Annotated in this window: 18 protein-coding genes; 12 read left to right on the forward strand and 6 right to left on the reverse strand. The window is 61.0% G+C overall.

What is annotated here, in order from left to right:
* Positions 1–17: 17 nt before the first annotated feature.
* Together NXC14_RS28910 and NXC14_RS28915 are read left to right on the forward strand one after the other, a co-directional pair.
* Entirely contained in the window at positions 18–263 is a 246-nt protein-coding gene (locus NXC14_RS28910; protein WP_085781460.1) for a hypothetical protein, read from the forward strand.
* Between the two features lie 54 nt (positions 264–317).
* Complete coding sequence (locus NXC14_RS28915) at positions 318–581, forward strand: hypothetical protein (protein ID WP_064712032.1); 264 nt, start codon at positions 318–320, stop codon at positions 579–581.
* Between the two features lie 71 nt (positions 582–652).
* Here the strand turns inward: NXC14_RS28915 and NXC14_RS28920 are convergent, their stop codons facing one another.
* Positions 653–1,453 carry an SDR family NAD(P)-dependent oxidoreductase gene (locus tag NXC14_RS28920; RefSeq protein ID WP_085781461.1) on the reverse strand — a complete coding sequence of 267 codons (801 nt, stop codon included), beginning with the start codon at positions 1,451–1,453 and terminating at the stop codon, positions 653–655.
* Positions 1,454–1,464: 11 nt separating this feature from the next.
* Positions 1,465–2,634 carry a zinc-dependent alcohol dehydrogenase gene (locus NXC14_RS28925; RefSeq protein ID WP_085782036.1) on the reverse strand — a complete coding sequence of 390 codons (1,170 nt, stop codon included), beginning with the start codon at positions 2,632–2,634 and terminating at the stop codon, positions 1,465–1,467.
* A gap of 270 nt (positions 2,635–2,904) precedes the next feature.
* Between NXC14_RS28925 and NXC14_RS28930 the strand changes: the two genes are divergently transcribed.
* Positions 2,905–3,111, forward strand: coding sequence for a hypothetical protein (locus NXC14_RS28930; RefSeq protein WP_085781462.1), 207 nt, complete (start codon positions 2,905–2,907; stop codon positions 3,109–3,111).
* 18 nt (positions 3,112–3,129) lie between these two features.
* Here NXC14_RS28930 and NXC14_RS28935 read toward each other — a convergent pair whose 3' ends face one another.
* Positions 3,130–3,852: a metallophosphoesterase gene (locus NXC14_RS28935; RefSeq protein WP_085781463.1), complete on the reverse strand. Its 723-nt coding sequence runs from the start codon at positions 3,850–3,852 to the stop codon at positions 3,130–3,132.
* Positions 3,853–3,862: 10 nt separating this feature from the next.
* Positions 3,863–4,669, reverse strand: a complete 807-nt coding sequence (locus tag NXC14_RS28940; RefSeq protein WP_085781464.1) for a nucleotidyltransferase family protein — start codon at positions 4,667–4,669, stop codon at positions 3,863–3,865.
* 187 nt (positions 4,670–4,856) lie between these two features.
* Between NXC14_RS28940 and NXC14_RS28945 the strand changes: the two genes are divergently transcribed.
* From NXC14_RS28945 to NXC14_RS33220, 3 genes are read left to right on the forward strand one after another with little or no spacing between them, the layout of a single operon-like run.
* Positions 4,857–5,078 (forward strand): hypothetical protein, encoded by a 222-nt coding sequence (locus NXC14_RS28945; protein ID WP_085781465.1) that lies wholly within the window; start codon positions 4,857–4,859, stop codon positions 5,076–5,078.
* Positions 5,075–5,272, forward strand: a complete 198-nt coding sequence (locus NXC14_RS32775; RefSeq protein WP_157131523.1) for a hypothetical protein — start codon at positions 5,075–5,077, stop codon at positions 5,270–5,272. The genes NXC14_RS28945 and NXC14_RS32775 overlap by 4 nt, the downstream gene beginning before the upstream one ends.
* Entirely contained in the window at positions 5,269–5,439 is a 171-nt protein-coding gene (locus NXC14_RS33220; protein ID WP_198175594.1) for a hypothetical protein, read from the forward strand. The genes NXC14_RS32775 and NXC14_RS33220 overlap by 4 nt, the downstream gene beginning before the upstream one ends.
* A 4-nt stretch (positions 5,440–5,443) precedes the next feature.
* Here the strand turns inward: NXC14_RS33220 and NXC14_RS28950 are convergent, their stop codons facing one another.
* Complete coding sequence (locus NXC14_RS28950) at positions 5,444–6,469, reverse strand: Gfo/Idh/MocA family oxidoreductase (RefSeq protein WP_085781466.1); 1,026 nt, start codon at positions 6,467–6,469, stop codon at positions 5,444–5,446.
* Positions 6,466–7,455, reverse strand: coding sequence for a zinc-binding dehydrogenase (locus NXC14_RS28955; RefSeq protein WP_085781467.1), 990 nt, complete (start codon positions 7,453–7,455; stop codon positions 6,466–6,468). The genes NXC14_RS28950 and NXC14_RS28955 overlap by 4 nt, the downstream gene beginning before the upstream one ends.
* Before the next feature lie 198 nt (positions 7,456–7,653).
* Between NXC14_RS28955 and NXC14_RS28960 the strand changes: the two genes are divergently transcribed.
* The 6 genes from NXC14_RS28960 to NXC14_RS28985 are packed head-to-tail and all read left to right on the forward strand — an operon-like array spanning position 7,654 to position 15,220.
* On the forward strand, positions 7,654–8,757 hold the full coding sequence (locus NXC14_RS28960; protein ID WP_085781468.1) for an SDR family NAD(P)-dependent oxidoreductase: 1,104 nt from the start codon (positions 7,654–7,656) through the stop codon (positions 8,755–8,757).
* Positions 8,754–10,796, forward strand: coding sequence for an NAD-dependent epimerase/dehydratase family protein (locus tag NXC14_RS28965; protein ID WP_085781469.1), 2,043 nt, complete (start codon positions 8,754–8,756; stop codon positions 10,794–10,796). Before NXC14_RS28960 ends, NXC14_RS28965 begins: the two co-directional genes overlap by 4 nt.
* Complete coding sequence (locus tag NXC14_RS28970) at positions 10,793–11,905, forward strand: glycosyltransferase family 4 protein (protein ID WP_245362250.1); 1,113 nt, start codon at positions 10,793–10,795, stop codon at positions 11,903–11,905. The genes NXC14_RS28965 and NXC14_RS28970 overlap by 4 nt, the downstream gene beginning before the upstream one ends.
* Before the next feature lie 2 nt (positions 11,906–11,907).
* Positions 11,908–13,038 (forward strand): glycosyltransferase, encoded by a 1,131-nt coding sequence (locus NXC14_RS28975; protein ID WP_085781470.1) that lies wholly within the window; start codon positions 11,908–11,910, stop codon positions 13,036–13,038.
* Positions 13,035–14,123, forward strand: coding sequence for a glycosyltransferase (locus NXC14_RS28980; RefSeq protein WP_085781471.1), 1,089 nt, complete (start codon positions 13,035–13,037; stop codon positions 14,121–14,123). Before NXC14_RS28975 ends, NXC14_RS28980 begins: the two co-directional genes overlap by 4 nt.
* Complete coding sequence (locus tag NXC14_RS28985; RefSeq protein WP_085781472.1) at positions 14,120–15,220, forward strand: glycosyltransferase; 1,101 nt, start codon at positions 14,120–14,122, stop codon at positions 15,218–15,220. The genes NXC14_RS28980 and NXC14_RS28985 overlap by 4 nt, the downstream gene beginning before the upstream one ends.
* Positions 15,221–15,228 lie beyond the last annotated feature (8 nt).

The raw sequence follows: 15,228 nt of genomic DNA on the forward strand, positions 1-15,228 counted from the left end.
TCAGCAAAGAGGCGCCGATGTCCGCGAATCCACTCATGACAGAACCGGTCGAAGAGCTTGCCACCCGCCTCGAGGCGATGACTGACGACGAGCTGTTCTTGACCATGAGCGCGCTGGAACAAGCGAGCAATGCCGCCAAGAACGATGCGACGGCAGAGGTTCTTTTCCGGATTGCTTTGACCGAGGACGAGATCGAGCGGCGTTATCCTGGCCAAGTGCTCGCGCCCTATCGTGACTGGAAACAAAGACAACCGCTGCTGTAACCGCGTGAGCCATGGCAGCACGATCGCTCAAAACCAAGAGGAATGGAGGCTTCAATGAGCAGTTCTGAGACAACGACGGATCACAAGAAAATCCGCAAATGGGCGGAGGAAAGGGACGGCAGGCCGGCAGCTATCCGGACTCGCGGCAAAGGCGGCGTTCTCCGGATCGATTTCGGCGAAAAGGAAGAGGAATTCGACGAGATCGACTGGGACGAATTCTTCAAAATCTTCGACGAAAACAAGCTCGCCTTTCTTTACCAGGACAAAACCAAGGACGGAAAGACGAGCCGCTTCAACAAATTCGTCGAGCGCGACTGAGCGCTCGATCTCATTGGCTTTGGTCGCTGCCGTGATGATGGCGGCGACCAGTCGTTTAGGCAAGCTGCCATCTATTTTGTGCCCGAACCGGGCTTTGCCACCTTCGAATGCTGATGGGCGAGCACGCTTGCCGGCGTGACATTGGCAACGGCAGCTTGGAGCTTGTTCTTCCAACCGCTCACAACATCGCCTTCGCCGTCCATCATCGCGTCATAGCCGATGCGCGCGACTTCGCCGGCGTCGTCCTTCTTCGACTGACCGATCGCCGTATCCAGAAGACCGGCGCGTTTGAAGAACTCGGTTTCCGTCGCCCCCGGCATGAGGCAGCTGACGGTGACGCCGGAATCCTTCAATTCCTCGCGCAAGGCGAAGGAGAAGCTGTTGATGAAGGCCTTGGTGGCGTTATAAACGGCCTGGTAGGAGCCCGGCATAAATCCGGCGATCGAGCCTGTCAGCAGGATGCGGCCAGCGCCGCGGCTGCGCATCTGGTTGCCGATCTGATGGATCAGGTAGATCGTTCCGGTGATGTTGGTTTCGATGACCTTGCGCGCCTCATTGAAATTCTGGTCGAGGAAACCTTCGCCGATGCCGCGCCCGGCATTGGCCATCAACAGATCGACCGATCGGCCGCTCGCGGTGATGCGCTCCGTCAGCCGGTCGACCCCTTCAAGCGTTGAAAGGTCGGCCTCGACAGCATCGACTGAGGTGCCGAACGCCTTGAGATCGGCGGCCGCCTGTTTGATCCGCTCCTCGTCGGCGGCAACGATGAGATCATAACCGTCCCGGGCCGCACACTTCGCCAGTTCGTAGCCGATGCCGGTGGAGGCGCCGGTGACGACCGCCAGGCCTTTGCCTGATTGACGATCAGCCATCATGTTTCTCCTTAAGGTTTTAGGACGACCTTGATGCAGCCGTCCTGCTTGTCGCGGAACGTCTTGTAGAGGGCCGGACCGTCTTCCAGGGTGCCGCGATGTGTGATGACGAAGGACGGATCAATGTCGCCCTTTTCAATACGCTCCATTAGGATCGGCAGATAATGCTGGACCGGCGTCTGGGCCATTTTGAAGGTCAGGCCCCGGTTGATTGCCGAACCCATCGGGATCTTGTCGAGAAAACCGCCATAGACGCCGACGATCGAGACCGTGCCGAAGTTGCGGCAGCAGTGGATGGCCTGACGCAGCACATGCGGGCGGTCCGTGCCCATGAACATGGCGACCTTGATGCGGTCGAGGCGCGAATCCCAGCTGGCGGCTGCTTCGGCTTCGGTTCCGACGGCATCGATGCAGGCGTCCGCACCTCGCCCGTCGGTCAATTCCATGATCTGTTCGTAGACGTCCTTGTCCATGAAATCGAGGGTGACGGCGCCGGCCGCTTGCGCGAGCGCCATCCGCTCGGGCACTGCATCGATGGCGATCACCCGTTCGGCTCCGAGCAGGAAGGCCGAACGTATTGCCATCTGGCCGACCGGGCCGCAGCCCCAGATCGCGATCGTATCGCCGGGCTGGATGTTGCAGAAATCGGCCGCCATATAACCGGTTGGGAAAATATCCGAAAGAAAGAGCACCTGCTCGTCGGAAAGCCCTGCCGGCACCTTGATCGGCCCGACATCGGCATAGGGCACGCGCAGATATTCCGCCTGTCCGCCGGCATAGCCGCCGAGCAGATGCGAGTAGCCGAACAGGCCCGCCGGCGAATTGCCCCAGAGTTTCGCGACCTTGGCTCGATCGGGATTTGAGCGCTCGCAACCGGAATAGAAGCCGCGCTTGCAGAAGAAACATTCGCCGCAGGAGATGGTAAAGGGCACGACGACGCGGTCGCCGACCTTGAGCTTGGTATTGTCCGTTCCGACTTCCACCACTTCGCCCATGGTCTCATGACCCATGACGTCGCCGCTGTGCATCTCCGGCATGACGCCGTCGTAGAGATGCAGATCCGATCCGCAGATCGCGCAGGCCGTGACCTTGATGATGGCATCGCGTCCGTCCTGGATCTGAGGATCGGGGACACTATCACAGCGGATGTCATGCTTGCCGTGCCACGTCAGAGCTCTCACGGTGGTTCCTCCTCGCCGGTCGCCAGCCCATCGGTCCGAAAATTGGAATCGATTTTCGGAAAGGCCGATGCGCAGATCCAAGGTGTTAAAGCGCTTTTGAGCGTCCGAAAGGACGCGCAGCGCTCTAATGGCGCTTCAACCTCAGCTTCGGAGAAATGTTCCCGACGATGCAGGGCTTTCATGGTCACGGGCCCTGGGCCGCCTCAGGGGAACCGGGGACCGTCCAGTGAGTTCACTCCGGAAGGGTCGCAACGTTTCAAGGAGAAAATCATGACCTCCCCCAAACATGCCAAGACCACGAAGCCAAGCGATATCGACCTTACAGACGATCCGGGCATCAGCCGTTCGCGGGGCATCGTCTCGCCGCCGGACGACGAAGCGATGCAGGCCGAAAACACCGTGGAAGGCGATACGGCCAACGACACGACGCCTCAGGGCAGTGTGAATCCACGCCGTCGTGGACGCACCAACAAATAAGCGTGATACTCGGGCCAGTCAGAGATCAAGCAACGCGTAAGTCTTGCCGGTGGGTTTCTCGATATGGGCCGCAACATTGTAGACGGGGGCGCCGCCCGGCGTGCGGCCCTCATAGGATCCCCGGTGGGCATGACCGTGTACGACCGCATTGACGCGGAACCGGTCGATCGTTTCGGCCAGCCGTGAAGAGCCGAGAAACGGATAGATTTCCAGGGGTTCGCCCGCCACTGTTTCGGCAATCGGCGCGTAGTGCAGGATGACGAGGGAACGATCGGAGCGGACTTGGCGCATCGCGTTTTCCAGGCGCATTGACTCCTCGACGCTTTCGGCAACCATCGCCTTGATCGCCGCCTCACCGAACGAGCCGAGCATGTGTCGCCCGAAGCCGCCGGCAAAGCCCTTGACGCCGACGAAACCGACGCCGGCGACTTCGGCCGCCTGGCCGTTGAGCAGTTTCACGCCGGCATCCGTCAGCACCCGGCAGACGTCATCGACCTGGCCGCTCTCGTGATCATGGTTGCCAAGGACGGCGACTGTCGGCACGGTGCAATGGCGCAGATCGCTCGCAAGCAGTTCGGCTTCCTTGGGCTTTCCGAGGTCGGTGAGGTCGCCGGCGATGACGAGAACGTCGGCCACGGAGGAAATCTCCGCGAAAAGATCCTTGTAGGACTTGGCGCCGTCTTCAGTCACATGAAGATCGGCCACCGCCGCAATTCTCACGCTCTTTCGCTGTTCATCCATTACGGTTCTCCTAATCTCCTCGCAATTCACCTTCGCCGCCGACATCGGCAAAACCCCATTCCTTCACGTCAATTTCGAAATCCACGCGGGAATACATCCGGCCGCGGCATATTTTCATTTGCGGCAATGGCAGCTCCTGCTGCGCCTTGAGCCGATCCAGCAGTTCGTCCAGCAGCCATTGCGGAATCTTGTCTCGCTCGGTCGGGTAGATCCACCTGAAATTGAGAAGATGGATGAGGAGGACTTCCCAGTGGACTTCCAGATAAGCCAGCAGCTTGCGCCAATCGATGGAGTCATGTGCCTTCAAAATGACGTGCGCGATATCGGCGCCATCATAGCGGTGGCGCAGTTGGACAAAGCACTTCGACCAGACCAATTCGGTCGGGCTGACGATCCTGACCGTGTGGCCGCACATCTTGACCCTGCGCGCATCCTCGAACCAGTCGTCGCCGACCGGCATCGTTCCGTTGGAGGAGGCAAAGATGACGTCAAAGAAATGGTTGCCCTTGAAGACCTTTCCGAGCCAGCGCTCGTCTTCGACTTCGACCGTGTAGCCCTTGGATTTGAAATGGCCGAGGATGCGCGCGTAGTCGCCCGCTTTGCAAAATATGTCGAAGTCCTTCGTCTGGCGCGAAATGCCCGTATAGGCGCAGACGGCATAGGTGCCGGCGACCAGAAACGGGATCTGCGATCCGACGAGCTCTCGGACGGCCTGGGTCACGAACGGCTCGGCGTCGGGATCGATGAGTTCCGGAACCGCCTTCACTTTCATGAGCGTGTTGTTGTTTTTGTCTCTTTCGGCACTTCGAGCGGTCATCGTCGATCCCAGTGATTGATACGCAAAGCAACACTTGGATGGCGTCTATGTTCCGCCGCGCTCCATCCTGACGATGAGCTCGGAGAGGACATGCCATGACACCCCCGGGTCATTCCGGAACTTCGCCAGCGCCGCGTCGTTTGGCCAAAGGGCGCGTAACCGTCCCCAGAATTGAACGGAGGCTGTCATGGACAGAAAAGCAAAAATATCGACCGGCACGAATGACAGGCCCAGAAACGAGACCATTGCTGAAAGCGGCCCCGGCATTCCCGATGATAGCGGCCGGACGGTTGAGGTGCCGGATGCGGAAGCAAGGCGCATGAAAGCGTCGCTGCTGCGCGATCGGCTCGACGAACTCAAGGAGAAGCTCGATGAAGAGACGGAGCTTCCGCAAAGGGGCGCGCCATGAGCGAGGTGAGGAAAGGCGGCTCTTTCCCTTCAGGAATGAGCCACGATAACTCCCAGCCGCCGCGGCGCATGATGATATTCGTCGTCACCATCTTCCTGATCGCCTGCCTTGTCGCACTCGCATTCACATGGATGACGCATCACGGCGAACCGGACGAGAAATCACCTGCCGCGACGACGGAGCAGAAACGATGAGCGATGGGGATAAGGATCCGGTTCAGCGGCCGTCGTCATCTCCCGTGGGCAAGCGCACGAGGCTCAATGCCGGCAGGATAGCACTGATCCTGGTCGGCACGGTCGCCGTCGTCGCATTCACCCTTTATGCGACGATAGTGCTTTACGGCCTTATCAAGGGCTCCTGACCGATTACATGCCGGCGCCGTAGATACCGTCGATCGCCTCCGCCACTGCGATAAAATTCTCACACGCGGGATCGTAGCGCTGGCCTGCGGCCAGCTTTCTTGCCCAATCCACGGCAGCCCTTCCGCCCCAATCATCCGGGGGGAGGGCCAGAGTTTCGCTCGAAGTGCCGGACATCCTGATGGCCGTAAAATCGTAGAATGAGCCATGGACATTCCTGAGGGAGGCCCCTCCCTCCGTTCCGAAGAAATCGGCGCCGATCTCGGCGTCACAACCGGCATTGAGACGCCAGGAGCATGTCAGTCGGATGATTTCGCCGCCGGCGAGCGTCAGCGTTGCGGCTGCAAAATCCTCGACCTGACCGTTGTTTTCGAGCCTTTCCCCACCGGCTCTCAAAGCGCTCGTGACATTGGTGACGAAGGGGAAATCGAGGCACCATAAGGCCAGGTCGACGAGGTGAACGCCGAGATCGATGACGCAGCCGCCGCCGGACTGGCTCTTATCGTAAAACCAGGGTTTATCCGGGCCATAGGCGTTGTGGAAAGTCAGATCGGCCGCAAAGATCTTTCCGAGGGCATGCGAGCGGATGAGCTGCCGGATCTGCTGCATGCCTTGCGTGTGTCGATAGGAAAGATCGACGCCAAGCAGCCTGTCGGCGGTTCTGGAAGCATCGACGACAGCCCTGACCTCGGATGCCGTTCGGCCAAGCGGCTTCTGGCAGAAGACGGCAAAGCCTGCCCCAAGGGCGCGGATCGACTGTTCGGCATGTGTGGCGCTCGGCGTTGCGATCACGACGCCGTCGAGCTCCTGCGCCAGCAACCCGTCCAGATCGGCGACGATCCTGGCATCCGGGGCAAGCGCCAGGGCCTCTCGGGCCATATTTGTTGAGGGGTCGGCGATGGCGACTGCCTCGGCCACGCCGCTCCCGAGGATCGCTTTCATCCGATGCCGGCCGATCCAGCCTACGCCGAGAAAGCCGAGCTTCAGCCGTTTGGCGTTCGCCGCATTTTCTTCGGAAATCAACACATTCATGAATATTGCACCAGAGCCTTGAGAAAACCGTTAGGCCGGTCGCGAGTCGTGTTGAGGGCGTCGTCCAGCCTCTCCAGCGGATAGATATGCGTGTAGAGCGGCTGCGGATCGATCCGGCCCTGGCGCACGGCTTCTATGGCGTCGCGAATGCCTTTGATATAGACGGCCGGCTCGCGCTCATGAGCGTTGATGACGTCGAGCCCGCGCCAGTTCCAAAGCTGCATGTTGATTTGACGAGGCCCGTCCTGGTGATAGCCGGCAATGATCAGTCGCCCCCGTTCCTTCGTAAGCTCGCCCGCCAGGTCGAGCGGCCATTGTTTGCCGACGGCTTCGATGACGCAGTCGCAGAATTTTCCGCCCGTAAGTGCTTTGACGCTCTCGATGATTTGCCAATGATCGTCCATCGGAATGGTCTCGGCCGCTCCCATCTCTCTCGCCACCTCGAGTGAATAGGGCCTGCGCGAGATGGCGATCACCCTTGCGCCGGCTGCCGCGGCAAGCCGGGTGAGGAGGGCGCCCAGGAAACCGATGCCGATAATGACGACGGTCTGGCCGCGCTCGATGTTGCTGCGGCCGAAGATGTTCATGGCGCAGCCGAGCGGTTCGCCCGGAAAGGGCTTGCCATCCAACTCCTTCGGCAGTGATGCGACCATCGAGGCATCGGCAATGTCGTGCGTGGCGTAGGCATGGTAGGAAAGAGCGGCAACCCGCTCTCCCAAGCGAATTCCCGTGACATCGGGGCCAATGGCATCGACAATACCCCAGCCCTCGTGGCCTAATCCACCCGCCTCGGTGGGGAACGTCATCCAGTCCGGTCCGGCCCAGGGCGTGAGGTTCGAGGCGCAGACGCCGCATCCTTCCAGTTTAACCCTGACCTGGCCCGGACCGGGTTCGGGCAGGGGGCGGGTCTCCACCGAGATATGTCCGGGGCCGGTGACGATGGCAGCCCGCATGAGCCCGGCCTTCTGTGTCGCCGCAATGTCCATGAGATGTCCTCCATGTGGCACCCCTAGAACAATAGGCCTCCTGAAGAGTTCCGGTAGAGCTCAAAGAAGTCATTGATGATGAAGTCAATAAAGATGTCATTGAAGCAGGAAAGATGTCATTGAAGCAGGAACTTTTCCATCCGCGTTCGGTTCGGCGCCTATCTCCGAAGCAAATTATTCAACCGGACGGATCTCATAATGACGATTTTGATAACTGGCGGGTGCGGCTTCATTGGTCGCCACGTTGCTGAAGAACTTCTGAACAACGGCTATGAGGTGCGCATCCTCGATGCGCTGATCGACCAGGTGCATGGCGATGCCGAAGTCAGCGTGCCTGATGGAGCCGAGATTATTCAAGGCGACGTCAGAGACAAGGACGCCGTGCGGGCGGCGCTTGCCGGTGTGAACGGCGTCATCCATCTCGCTGCCGAAGTAGGCGTCGGACAGTCGATGTACGAAATTGCCCGCTATGTCGGCTGCAACGACCTCGGCACGGCGGTGCTCCTCGAAGCCATGATCGGCCTTCCCGTCAAGACGATCGTCGTCGCCTCATCGATGAGTGTCTATGGAGAGGGGCTCTATCGGACTGCGGATGGAAAGCGGCTCGGCTATGTCAGGCGACGCATGCAGCATGTCAAGCAGGGCAAGTGGGATCCGCTTGATCGGGACAACCAGCCGCTGACTCCGGTCGCCACCGATGAGGAGAAACCGGTCGATCTTGCGTCCATTTACGCTTTGACGAAATACGCCCAGGAGAGGCAGGTTCTGATTTTCGGTGAAGCCTACGGCCTGGATGCCGTCGCGCTGCGTCTCTTCAACGTTTTCGGCGCGGGCCAGGCGCTTTCCAATCCTTATACGGGCGTACTCGCCAATTTCGGTTCGCGCCTCGCCAACGGCCAGCCGCCGATGATCTTCGAGGACGGCAGGCAGCGGCGCGATTTCGTCCATGTCCGCGATGTGGCGACAGCCTTCCGCCTGGCTCTGGAAAAACCCGCGGCAGCCGGTCACGTGATCAATATCGGCAGCGGCCAGGCCTATTCGATCGCCGATGTCGCGACGCTTCTCGCCGATGCCATGGGCGTGCCCGAGATCGGCCCTGACATCATGAACAAGGCGCGTTCGGGTGACATCCGCAATTGCTTCGCCGACATTTCCAAGGCGCGCGAACTCCTCGGCTTCGAACCGAAATATCGTCTCGAAAATGCGCTCGCGCCCTTCGCCGAATGGGTGCGGCAGACGGGGGCTGTCGATCGTGGCGCCGAAATGAAGCGGCAACTGGAAGAGCGGGGGCTGGTTTCATGAACAAGGCCGGTTCTCGAGCAGCCGATCAGCAGGAGACGAGACAATTCGGTTTTGTCGAATGGTTCCGGCCCGGAGAATATGAGCGGACCGAGATCGTGCTGCCGGATATGCTGAGATGCGGAGCCAGCTATCTCCGTACGCATCTTTCCTGGGCCGAATATCTGGCCCCCGGCGGCAAGGAATGGTTCGATTGGCTGATCCCGCGTATCGGCAGTGAAATCGATCTCCTGCCCTGCATACACTACACGCCGCCTTCTCTGTCCCGGACGGGCAGGTCTTCGGGTCCGCCGGTCGATCTCAAGTCCTATGCTGACTTCGTTGATCATGTCCTGACGCGCTATGGCCGCTATATCAGCCATGTCGAGCTCTGGAACGAACCGAACAACCTGCTTGATTGGGACTGGCGCCACGACAGCGACTTCCTGCTTTTCTGCGAAATGGTCGGAGGCGCCGCCTTCTGGGCGAAGCAGAGGGGCTATAAGCCGGTGCTTGGCGGCCCGTGCCCCTTCGATCCCCATTGGCTCAATCTGATGGGCACGCGCGGCGTACTTGGCGTCGTCGATGCAATCGGTTTCCACGGTTTCCCTGGAACCTGGGACAGCGAGGAGGCAAGCTGGGGCGGCTGGGACATGCATCTCGGAGAGATGCGTGGGATTATCGATCGTTATAATGCCGATGCAGAAATATGGATCACCGAAACCGGCTACTCCACCTGGCGCAATGACGAGATCGAACAGGCGCGGCGCTTCATCAACGCGCTGAAAGTACCGGCCGATCGCATGTACTGGTATTCATGGCGCGACGTGCCGCCGGATGTTCCGGTTCAGGAAGGCCTGTGGTTCGATCCCAGGCATTATCATCTGGGCGCTGTCAGCCACGACAATAAACCGAAGCTGCTTGCACGCCTTCTTATGGAGGGAGGCGTCAAGAGGCTGGAGGAGGTCGCCGCCCTTGCCGCTCCCAACATCGCCTCTGGCGCCGCGCCGATCATCGTCACCGGCGGCAGCGGGTTTGTCGGCTGCAATCTCGCCGATAGCCTGCTGAGCGACGGCGAGGACGTCATCATTCTCGACAATCTGGCGCGATCTGGAGTCGATCAGAATCTCTCCTGGCTGAAAGATCGGCATGGCGGGCGGGTGCATCCGGTCCTCGCCGACGTTCGCGATCTGCTAGGCATCGAAGCAGCCTTCAGGGATGCCAAGGCAGTGTTCCACTATGCTGCGCAAACGGCGGTGACCACCAGCCTCGTCGACCCGCTGCAAGATTTCGAAACGAATGCGCGCGGCACGCTGAATGTGCTGGAATCGGTGCGCAGGGCAGGCAAACGGGCGCCGGTCATCTTCGCCAGCACCAACAAGGTCTATGGCGCTCTCGACGATCTCGGCATGATCGAACTCGACGATCGTTATCTTCCCGAAAACGAGACCGTCAGGAGGCAAGGGATCGGCGAGGACCGGCCGCTCGATTTCTGCACGCCTTACGGATGTTCGAAGGGTGTGGCCGATCAGTATATTCTCGACTACGCAAAGTCCTACGGCATCCCTGCCGCCGTCCTGCGGATGAGCTGCATCTACGGACCGCGTCAGTTCGGCACCGAGGACCAGGGCTGGGTGGCGCATTTCCTGATCCGTGCGCTCGGCGGCGAGCCCATTTCCATCTACGGCGACGGCAAGCAGGTGCGGGACATTCTGCATGTCGATGATGCCGTCGCTGCCTATCGGGCGCTGTTTTCCAATATCGAGCGGGTCAGCGGCAAAGCCTTCAACCTCGGCGGAGGGCCGCGTAACGCCGTCAGCGTGCTCGCGGTGCTGCGCGAGATCGAAGTGCTTGCGGGCCATCCTGTCGAAACCAGCTTTGGCCCATGGCGCGCCGGCGATCAACTCTATTTCGTGGCCGACACGACGAGACTTGAACAGGAAACCGGCTGGCGAGCCGGAATCGGATGGCGTCATGGTTTGCGGCACCTCGCCGAATGGCTGACGGCCCATCGTTTCGGTGGCCGGCAGATCCGCAGAGAAAAGCGGAAGGCATCGGCATGAGCGAACATGAACGAAGCAAGCGGCACCGCCGCGTGCTGATGACGGTTGATGCCATCGGCGGCGTCTGGCGTTACGCGATGGATTTGGCCGCAGCCCTGAAATCGAACAACATCGAGGTTGTTTTTGCGGGGCTGGGGCCTTTCCCGACAGACGACAAGGTTGCGGAGGCTAGCCGGGCCGGCAAGCTCGTCTGGCTGGATGCGCCGCTCGACTGGACGGTCGAGAATGAACAGGCAGTTGCCGAAGTTCCGGGGCTGATCGCCGATCTCGCGCGCCGGGAACAGGCCGATCTTCTGCATCTCAATCTGCCGTCGCAGGCGGCGGGCATGGAAACAAACCTGCCGATTGCCGTGGTTTGCCATTCCTGTGTCGTCACTTGGTTTGCCGTCGTCCGCGGAAGTGAAGTCCCAAAGGACTGGCAATGGCAGTATCGGCTGAACCAGGAGGGCTTTGCATGTGCGGACGCGGTGATCGCACCAAGCCGCAGCCACGCTAGAGCGATGGAAGCGGCCTATGGAACGATCGGAAATCTCCAGGTCGTTTATAACGCCAGCGCTCTTGAGGCCTCCGACGAGCCCAAGCAGGAGTTTGTTCTTGCCGCCGGGCGCTGGTGGGACGACGGCAAAAACGGCACGGTGCTTGATAAGGCTGCAGCTATGACGCGATGGACGGTGGCGGCGGCCGGCGCGACCACCGGTCCCAATGGCCAGACCATGCGATTTCGCCATGCCGATCACCGCGGCGAGCTTTCGCATGAGCGGATGAGCGCCTTGACGCGGCGGGCGGCCATCGTCGCCTCGGCGTCCCTCTACGAGCCTTTCGGTCTAGCCGCTCTCGAGGCGGCGCGGGCGGGCGCGGCCTTGGTGCTTTCTGATATCCCAACCTATCGCGAGATATGGGACGGGGCTGCTCTTTTTGCCGAGCCTCATCGCTCCGATGCCTTCGCCGATGCTTTCAATAGGCTTGCCGACGATCCGCAGCTGCGGGCAGCGTTCGGACGAAAAGCGCGTGCCAGGTCCGCCGCCTTCAGCGTCGAGGCTCAGGCAGAGGCGATGTGCGCGATCTATTCCGGCATGCGGGCGCGTGGCTTTTCAACAGCAGCGGAGTAATCATGAAGTTTGTCTTTTACACCCATTCGCTGGTCTCCGACTGGAATCACGGCAATGCTCATTTTCTTCGCGGCGTCATGCGCGATCTCCAGCGGCGCGGTCATGAGACGCTGGCGCTGGAGCCGCAGGATGCCTGGAGCCGGGCCAATCTGGTGCGAGACCAGGGGGCGGCTGCGGTCGAGGCATTTCACCAGGCATTTCCGCAGCACCGTTCGCGGACTTATGGAGTCGAGTTCGACCACGAAGCAGTGCTTGCCGACGCCGACGTCGTCATCGTTCACGAGTGGACGGAACCGCAATTGGTCGAGAGGCTCGGCCGCATCCGGCGCGATGGCGCGACCTTCACCCTGCTTTTTCACGATACGCATCACCGGGCTGTCTCCGCCGAAGGCGATATCGCGGGGCTGGCGCTTGACGACTATGATGGTGTGCTGGCCTTCGGGCAGACGCTGCGCGACCGTTATCTCAGAGCCGGCTGGGGAAAGTCGGTCTTTACCTGGCACGAGGCGGCCGACGACGCCCTGTTTCGGCCGCTGCCGGAGATCGAGAAAACCGGAGACCTCATCTGGATCGGCAACTGGGGCGACGACGAACGGTCCGCCGAAATCGGCGAATTCCTGATCCGTCCCGCCAGAGATCTCGGATTGAACACGGTCGTTCGCGGCGTGCGCTATCCCGGCCGTGCATTGGACGAGCTGCGCAAGGCCGGCATCGCCTATGGCGGCTGGATAGCCAATGCCGACGTTCCCGCGGCCTTCGCCCGCCATAGGGTCACCGTACACATTCCGCGCCGACCCTATGTCGAACATCTGCCGGGTATTCCAACCATCCGTGTCTTCGAGGCGCTCGCCTGCGGAATACCCCTGCTTTCGGCGCCCTGGAATGACGCCGAACATCTGTTCGAACCCGGCAGGGACTATTTGGTCGTCGGTGATGGCGAGGAGATGAAGAAAAGCCTGCGCGATATCCTCTCCGATACCGATCTGGCTACAAGCCTTGCCGCTGCCGGCCTCGAAACGATCAAGGCCCGTCACACCTGCCGCCACCGCGTCGACGAGCTTTTCGCCATCCTGGCGCGCTGCGGCACGCATAGGGTCACCGCAAACCTGCAATCCAGGGAGGCCGCCGAATGAAGATCGCCTTTTATGGTTCGAGCCTCGTCTCCGCCTATTGGAACGGCGCCGCCACCTATTATCGCGGCCTGCTGAGGGCGCTGGCGGAGAAGGGTTATGACATCACCTTCTATGAGCCCGATGTCTATGATCGGCAGAAGAACCGCGACATGGATCCGCCGGACTGGTGCAGGGTCGTCGTCTACGAAGGGACGATTGACGCCCTCAAGGCCGTCGCAATCGAGGCGGCCGAGGCTGATATCGTCGTCAAGGCAAGCGGCGTCGGTTTCGAGGACGACCGATTGCTGGAAGAGGTGCTGCGCAATGCCCGGCCCCAAGCGTTGAAGATCTTCTGGGACGTGGACGCGCCGGCGACGCTTGCCGAACTCAGGGCCAACCCAGATCATCCGTTGCGCCGTGCGCTCGCCGGGCTTGATCTCGTGCTGACCTATGGCGGCGGCGATCCTGTCGTGAGCGCATACCGTTCCGTCGGAGCGGCCGAATGCGTGCCGATCTACAATGCGCTGGACCCGCAAACGCATCATCCGGTGCCGCAGGACTACCGCTTCGCGGCCGACCTAGGGTTCCTTGGCAACCGCCTGCCGGATCGCGAGGCGAGGGTCGAGCATTTCTTCCTGGAACCGGCGTCTCGTCTGCCGAACCGGACATTCCTGCTTGGCGGATCCGGCTGGCAGGACAAGCCGATCCCTTCAAACGTCCGCTATATCGGCCATGTCCCGACGCGCGATCACAATGCTTTCAACGTGACGCCGATGGCGCTCCTCAACATATCGCGCGCCAGTATGGCGGAGAATGGTTTTTCCCCTGCGACGCGCGTCTTCGAGGCGGCTGGCGCAGGGGCTTGCCTTATTACCGATTACTGGGAAGGCATCGATGTCTTTCTGAAGTCCGGCGAGGAGGTCCTGGTCGCCCGCGACGGACAGGACGTGGCTGCCCTGCTCAGCGGCTTGTCCCGGCAAGCCGCACGGGAAATCGGAGAAAGGGCGCGTCGGCGCGTTCTGGCCGAACATACCTATGTCAATCGCGCCGAAACGGCGGACGAGATTTTTCGCGCCCGTCTTGGCGCGCGGGAGGCAGCTGAATGACGAGACCGCTCGACATCGTCTTCCTCGGCCTCTCTCTTTCCTCTTCCTGGGGAAATGGCCATGCCACGACCTATCGCGCCTTGATCAAAGGCCTTAGGCAGGGTGGCCATAGGGTCCTGTTCCTGGAGCGGGACGTGCCTTGGTATGCCAGCCATCGGGACCTGCCTTCGCCTGATTTCTGCGAGCTCGCCTACTATTCCGGTATCGGCGCAATGGTCGAGCGTCACGGCGAAAGGCTCGGCAAGGCCGATGCCGTCATCGTCGGATCCTACGTTCCCGATGGTGTGCCGCTCATCGACAGGCTCGAGGCGCTGGAGCTGAAACGGCTCTGCTTCTATGACATTGACACGCCGGTCACCCTCGCCAAGCTCGATCGCGGCGATGAGGAGTATCTGGCGCTGCGCCAGATTCCTTTATTTGACACCTACTTCTCCTTCTCCGGGGGAAGGGTGTTGACGCGGCTCGAACAGAGATATGGCGCGCGCAGGGCCATCGCGCTCTATTGTTCGGTCGACCAAGACCGCTATGCTGATACCGGCGAGCCCACTTGCTGGGATCTCGGCTATCTCGGAACCTATAGCCCCGACCGCCAAACCACACTGGAGCGGCTTCTGCTGGAGCCGGCGCGCCGCCTGCCGTCGATGCGCTTCGTTGTCGCCGGGCCGCAATATCCCGCCCAGATCGAATGGCCGGCCAACGTCGAGCGCATCGAGCATCTGCCGCCTGCCGATCACGCAAGCTTTTACAGCCGGCAGCGGTTCACGCTGAACGTGACCCGCGGCGACATGATCGCCGCCGGCTGGTCTCCCAGCGTGCGGCTGTTCGAGGCTGCCGCCTGCGGGGCGCCCATTATCAGCGACTTCTGGCAGGGCCTCGATGAGCTGCTGCCGGACGGCGAAGCCTTGTTCATTGCGCGCGCGCCGGAGGATGTCGTGGCGCTGCTGACGGAGCTTCCCGACTCCGACCGTCTGGCCGTCGCCGCCGCAGCGAGAAAGCTGGTGATGAGCAGTCATACCGGTGCCGCACGTGCCGGTGAGCTCGTCGGGGCTCTTTCCGACCTGCCCACCAATCCAGCTTTTGAGCGTATCTCAGCGTGAAGGAGAGT

This window comes from Rhizobium sp. NXC14 (genome assembly GCF_002117485.1).
GTDB lineage: Bacteria > Pseudomonadota > Alphaproteobacteria > Rhizobiales > Rhizobiaceae > Rhizobium.

Coding starts and splice junctions, on each gene's coding strand:
- NXC14_RS32775 (WP_157131523.1), top strand. CDS start 5,075: ATGAGCGAGGTGAGGAAAGGCGGCTCTTTCCCTTCAGGAATGAGCCAC.
- NXC14_RS28960 (WP_085781468.1), top strand. CDS start 7,654: ATGACGATTTTGATAACTGGCGGGTGCGGCTTCATTGGTCGCCACGTT.
- NXC14_RS28940 (WP_085781464.1), bottom strand. CDS start 4,669: ATGACCGCTCGAAGTGCCGAAAGAGACAAAAACAACAACACGCTCATG.
- NXC14_RS28955 (WP_085781467.1), bottom strand. CDS start 7,455: ATGGACATTGCGGCGACACAGAAGGCCGGGCTCATGCGGGCTGCCATC.
- NXC14_RS28915 (WP_064712032.1), top strand. CDS start 318: ATGAGCAGTTCTGAGACAACGACGGATCACAAGAAAATCCGCAAATGG.
- NXC14_RS28930 (WP_085781462.1), top strand. CDS start 2,905: ATGACCTCCCCCAAACATGCCAAGACCACGAAGCCAAGCGATATCGAC.
- NXC14_RS28970 (WP_245362250.1), top strand. CDS start 10,793: ATGAGCGAACATGAACGAAGCAAGCGGCACCGCCGCGTGCTGATGACG.
- NXC14_RS28985 (WP_085781472.1), top strand. CDS start 14,120: ATGACGAGACCGCTCGACATCGTCTTCCTCGGCCTCTCTCTTTCCTCT.
- NXC14_RS28935 (WP_085781463.1), bottom strand. CDS start 3,852: ATGGATGAACAGCGAAAGAGCGTGAGAATTGCGGCGGTGGCCGATCTT.
- NXC14_RS28965 (WP_085781469.1), top strand. CDS start 8,754: ATGAACAAGGCCGGTTCTCGAGCAGCCGATCAGCAGGAGACGAGACAA.
- NXC14_RS28945 (WP_085781465.1), top strand. CDS start 4,857: ATGGACAGAAAAGCAAAAATATCGACCGGCACGAATGACAGGCCCAGA.
- NXC14_RS28975 (WP_085781470.1), top strand. CDS start 11,908: ATGAAGTTTGTCTTTTACACCCATTCGCTGGTCTCCGACTGGAATCAC.
- NXC14_RS33220 (WP_198175594.1), top strand. CDS start 5,269: ATGAGCGATGGGGATAAGGATCCGGTTCAGCGGCCGTCGTCATCTCCC.
- NXC14_RS28980 (WP_085781471.1), top strand. CDS start 13,035: ATGAAGATCGCCTTTTATGGTTCGAGCCTCGTCTCCGCCTATTGGAAC.
- NXC14_RS28920 (WP_085781461.1), bottom strand. CDS start 1,453: ATGGCTGATCGTCAATCAGGCAAAGGCCTGGCGGTCGTCACCGGCGCC.
- NXC14_RS28950 (WP_085781466.1), bottom strand. CDS start 6,469: ATGAATGTGTTGATTTCCGAAGAAAATGCGGCGAACGCCAAACGGCTG.
- NXC14_RS28910 (WP_085781460.1), top strand. CDS start 18: ATGTCCGCGAATCCACTCATGACAGAACCGGTCGAAGAGCTTGCCACC.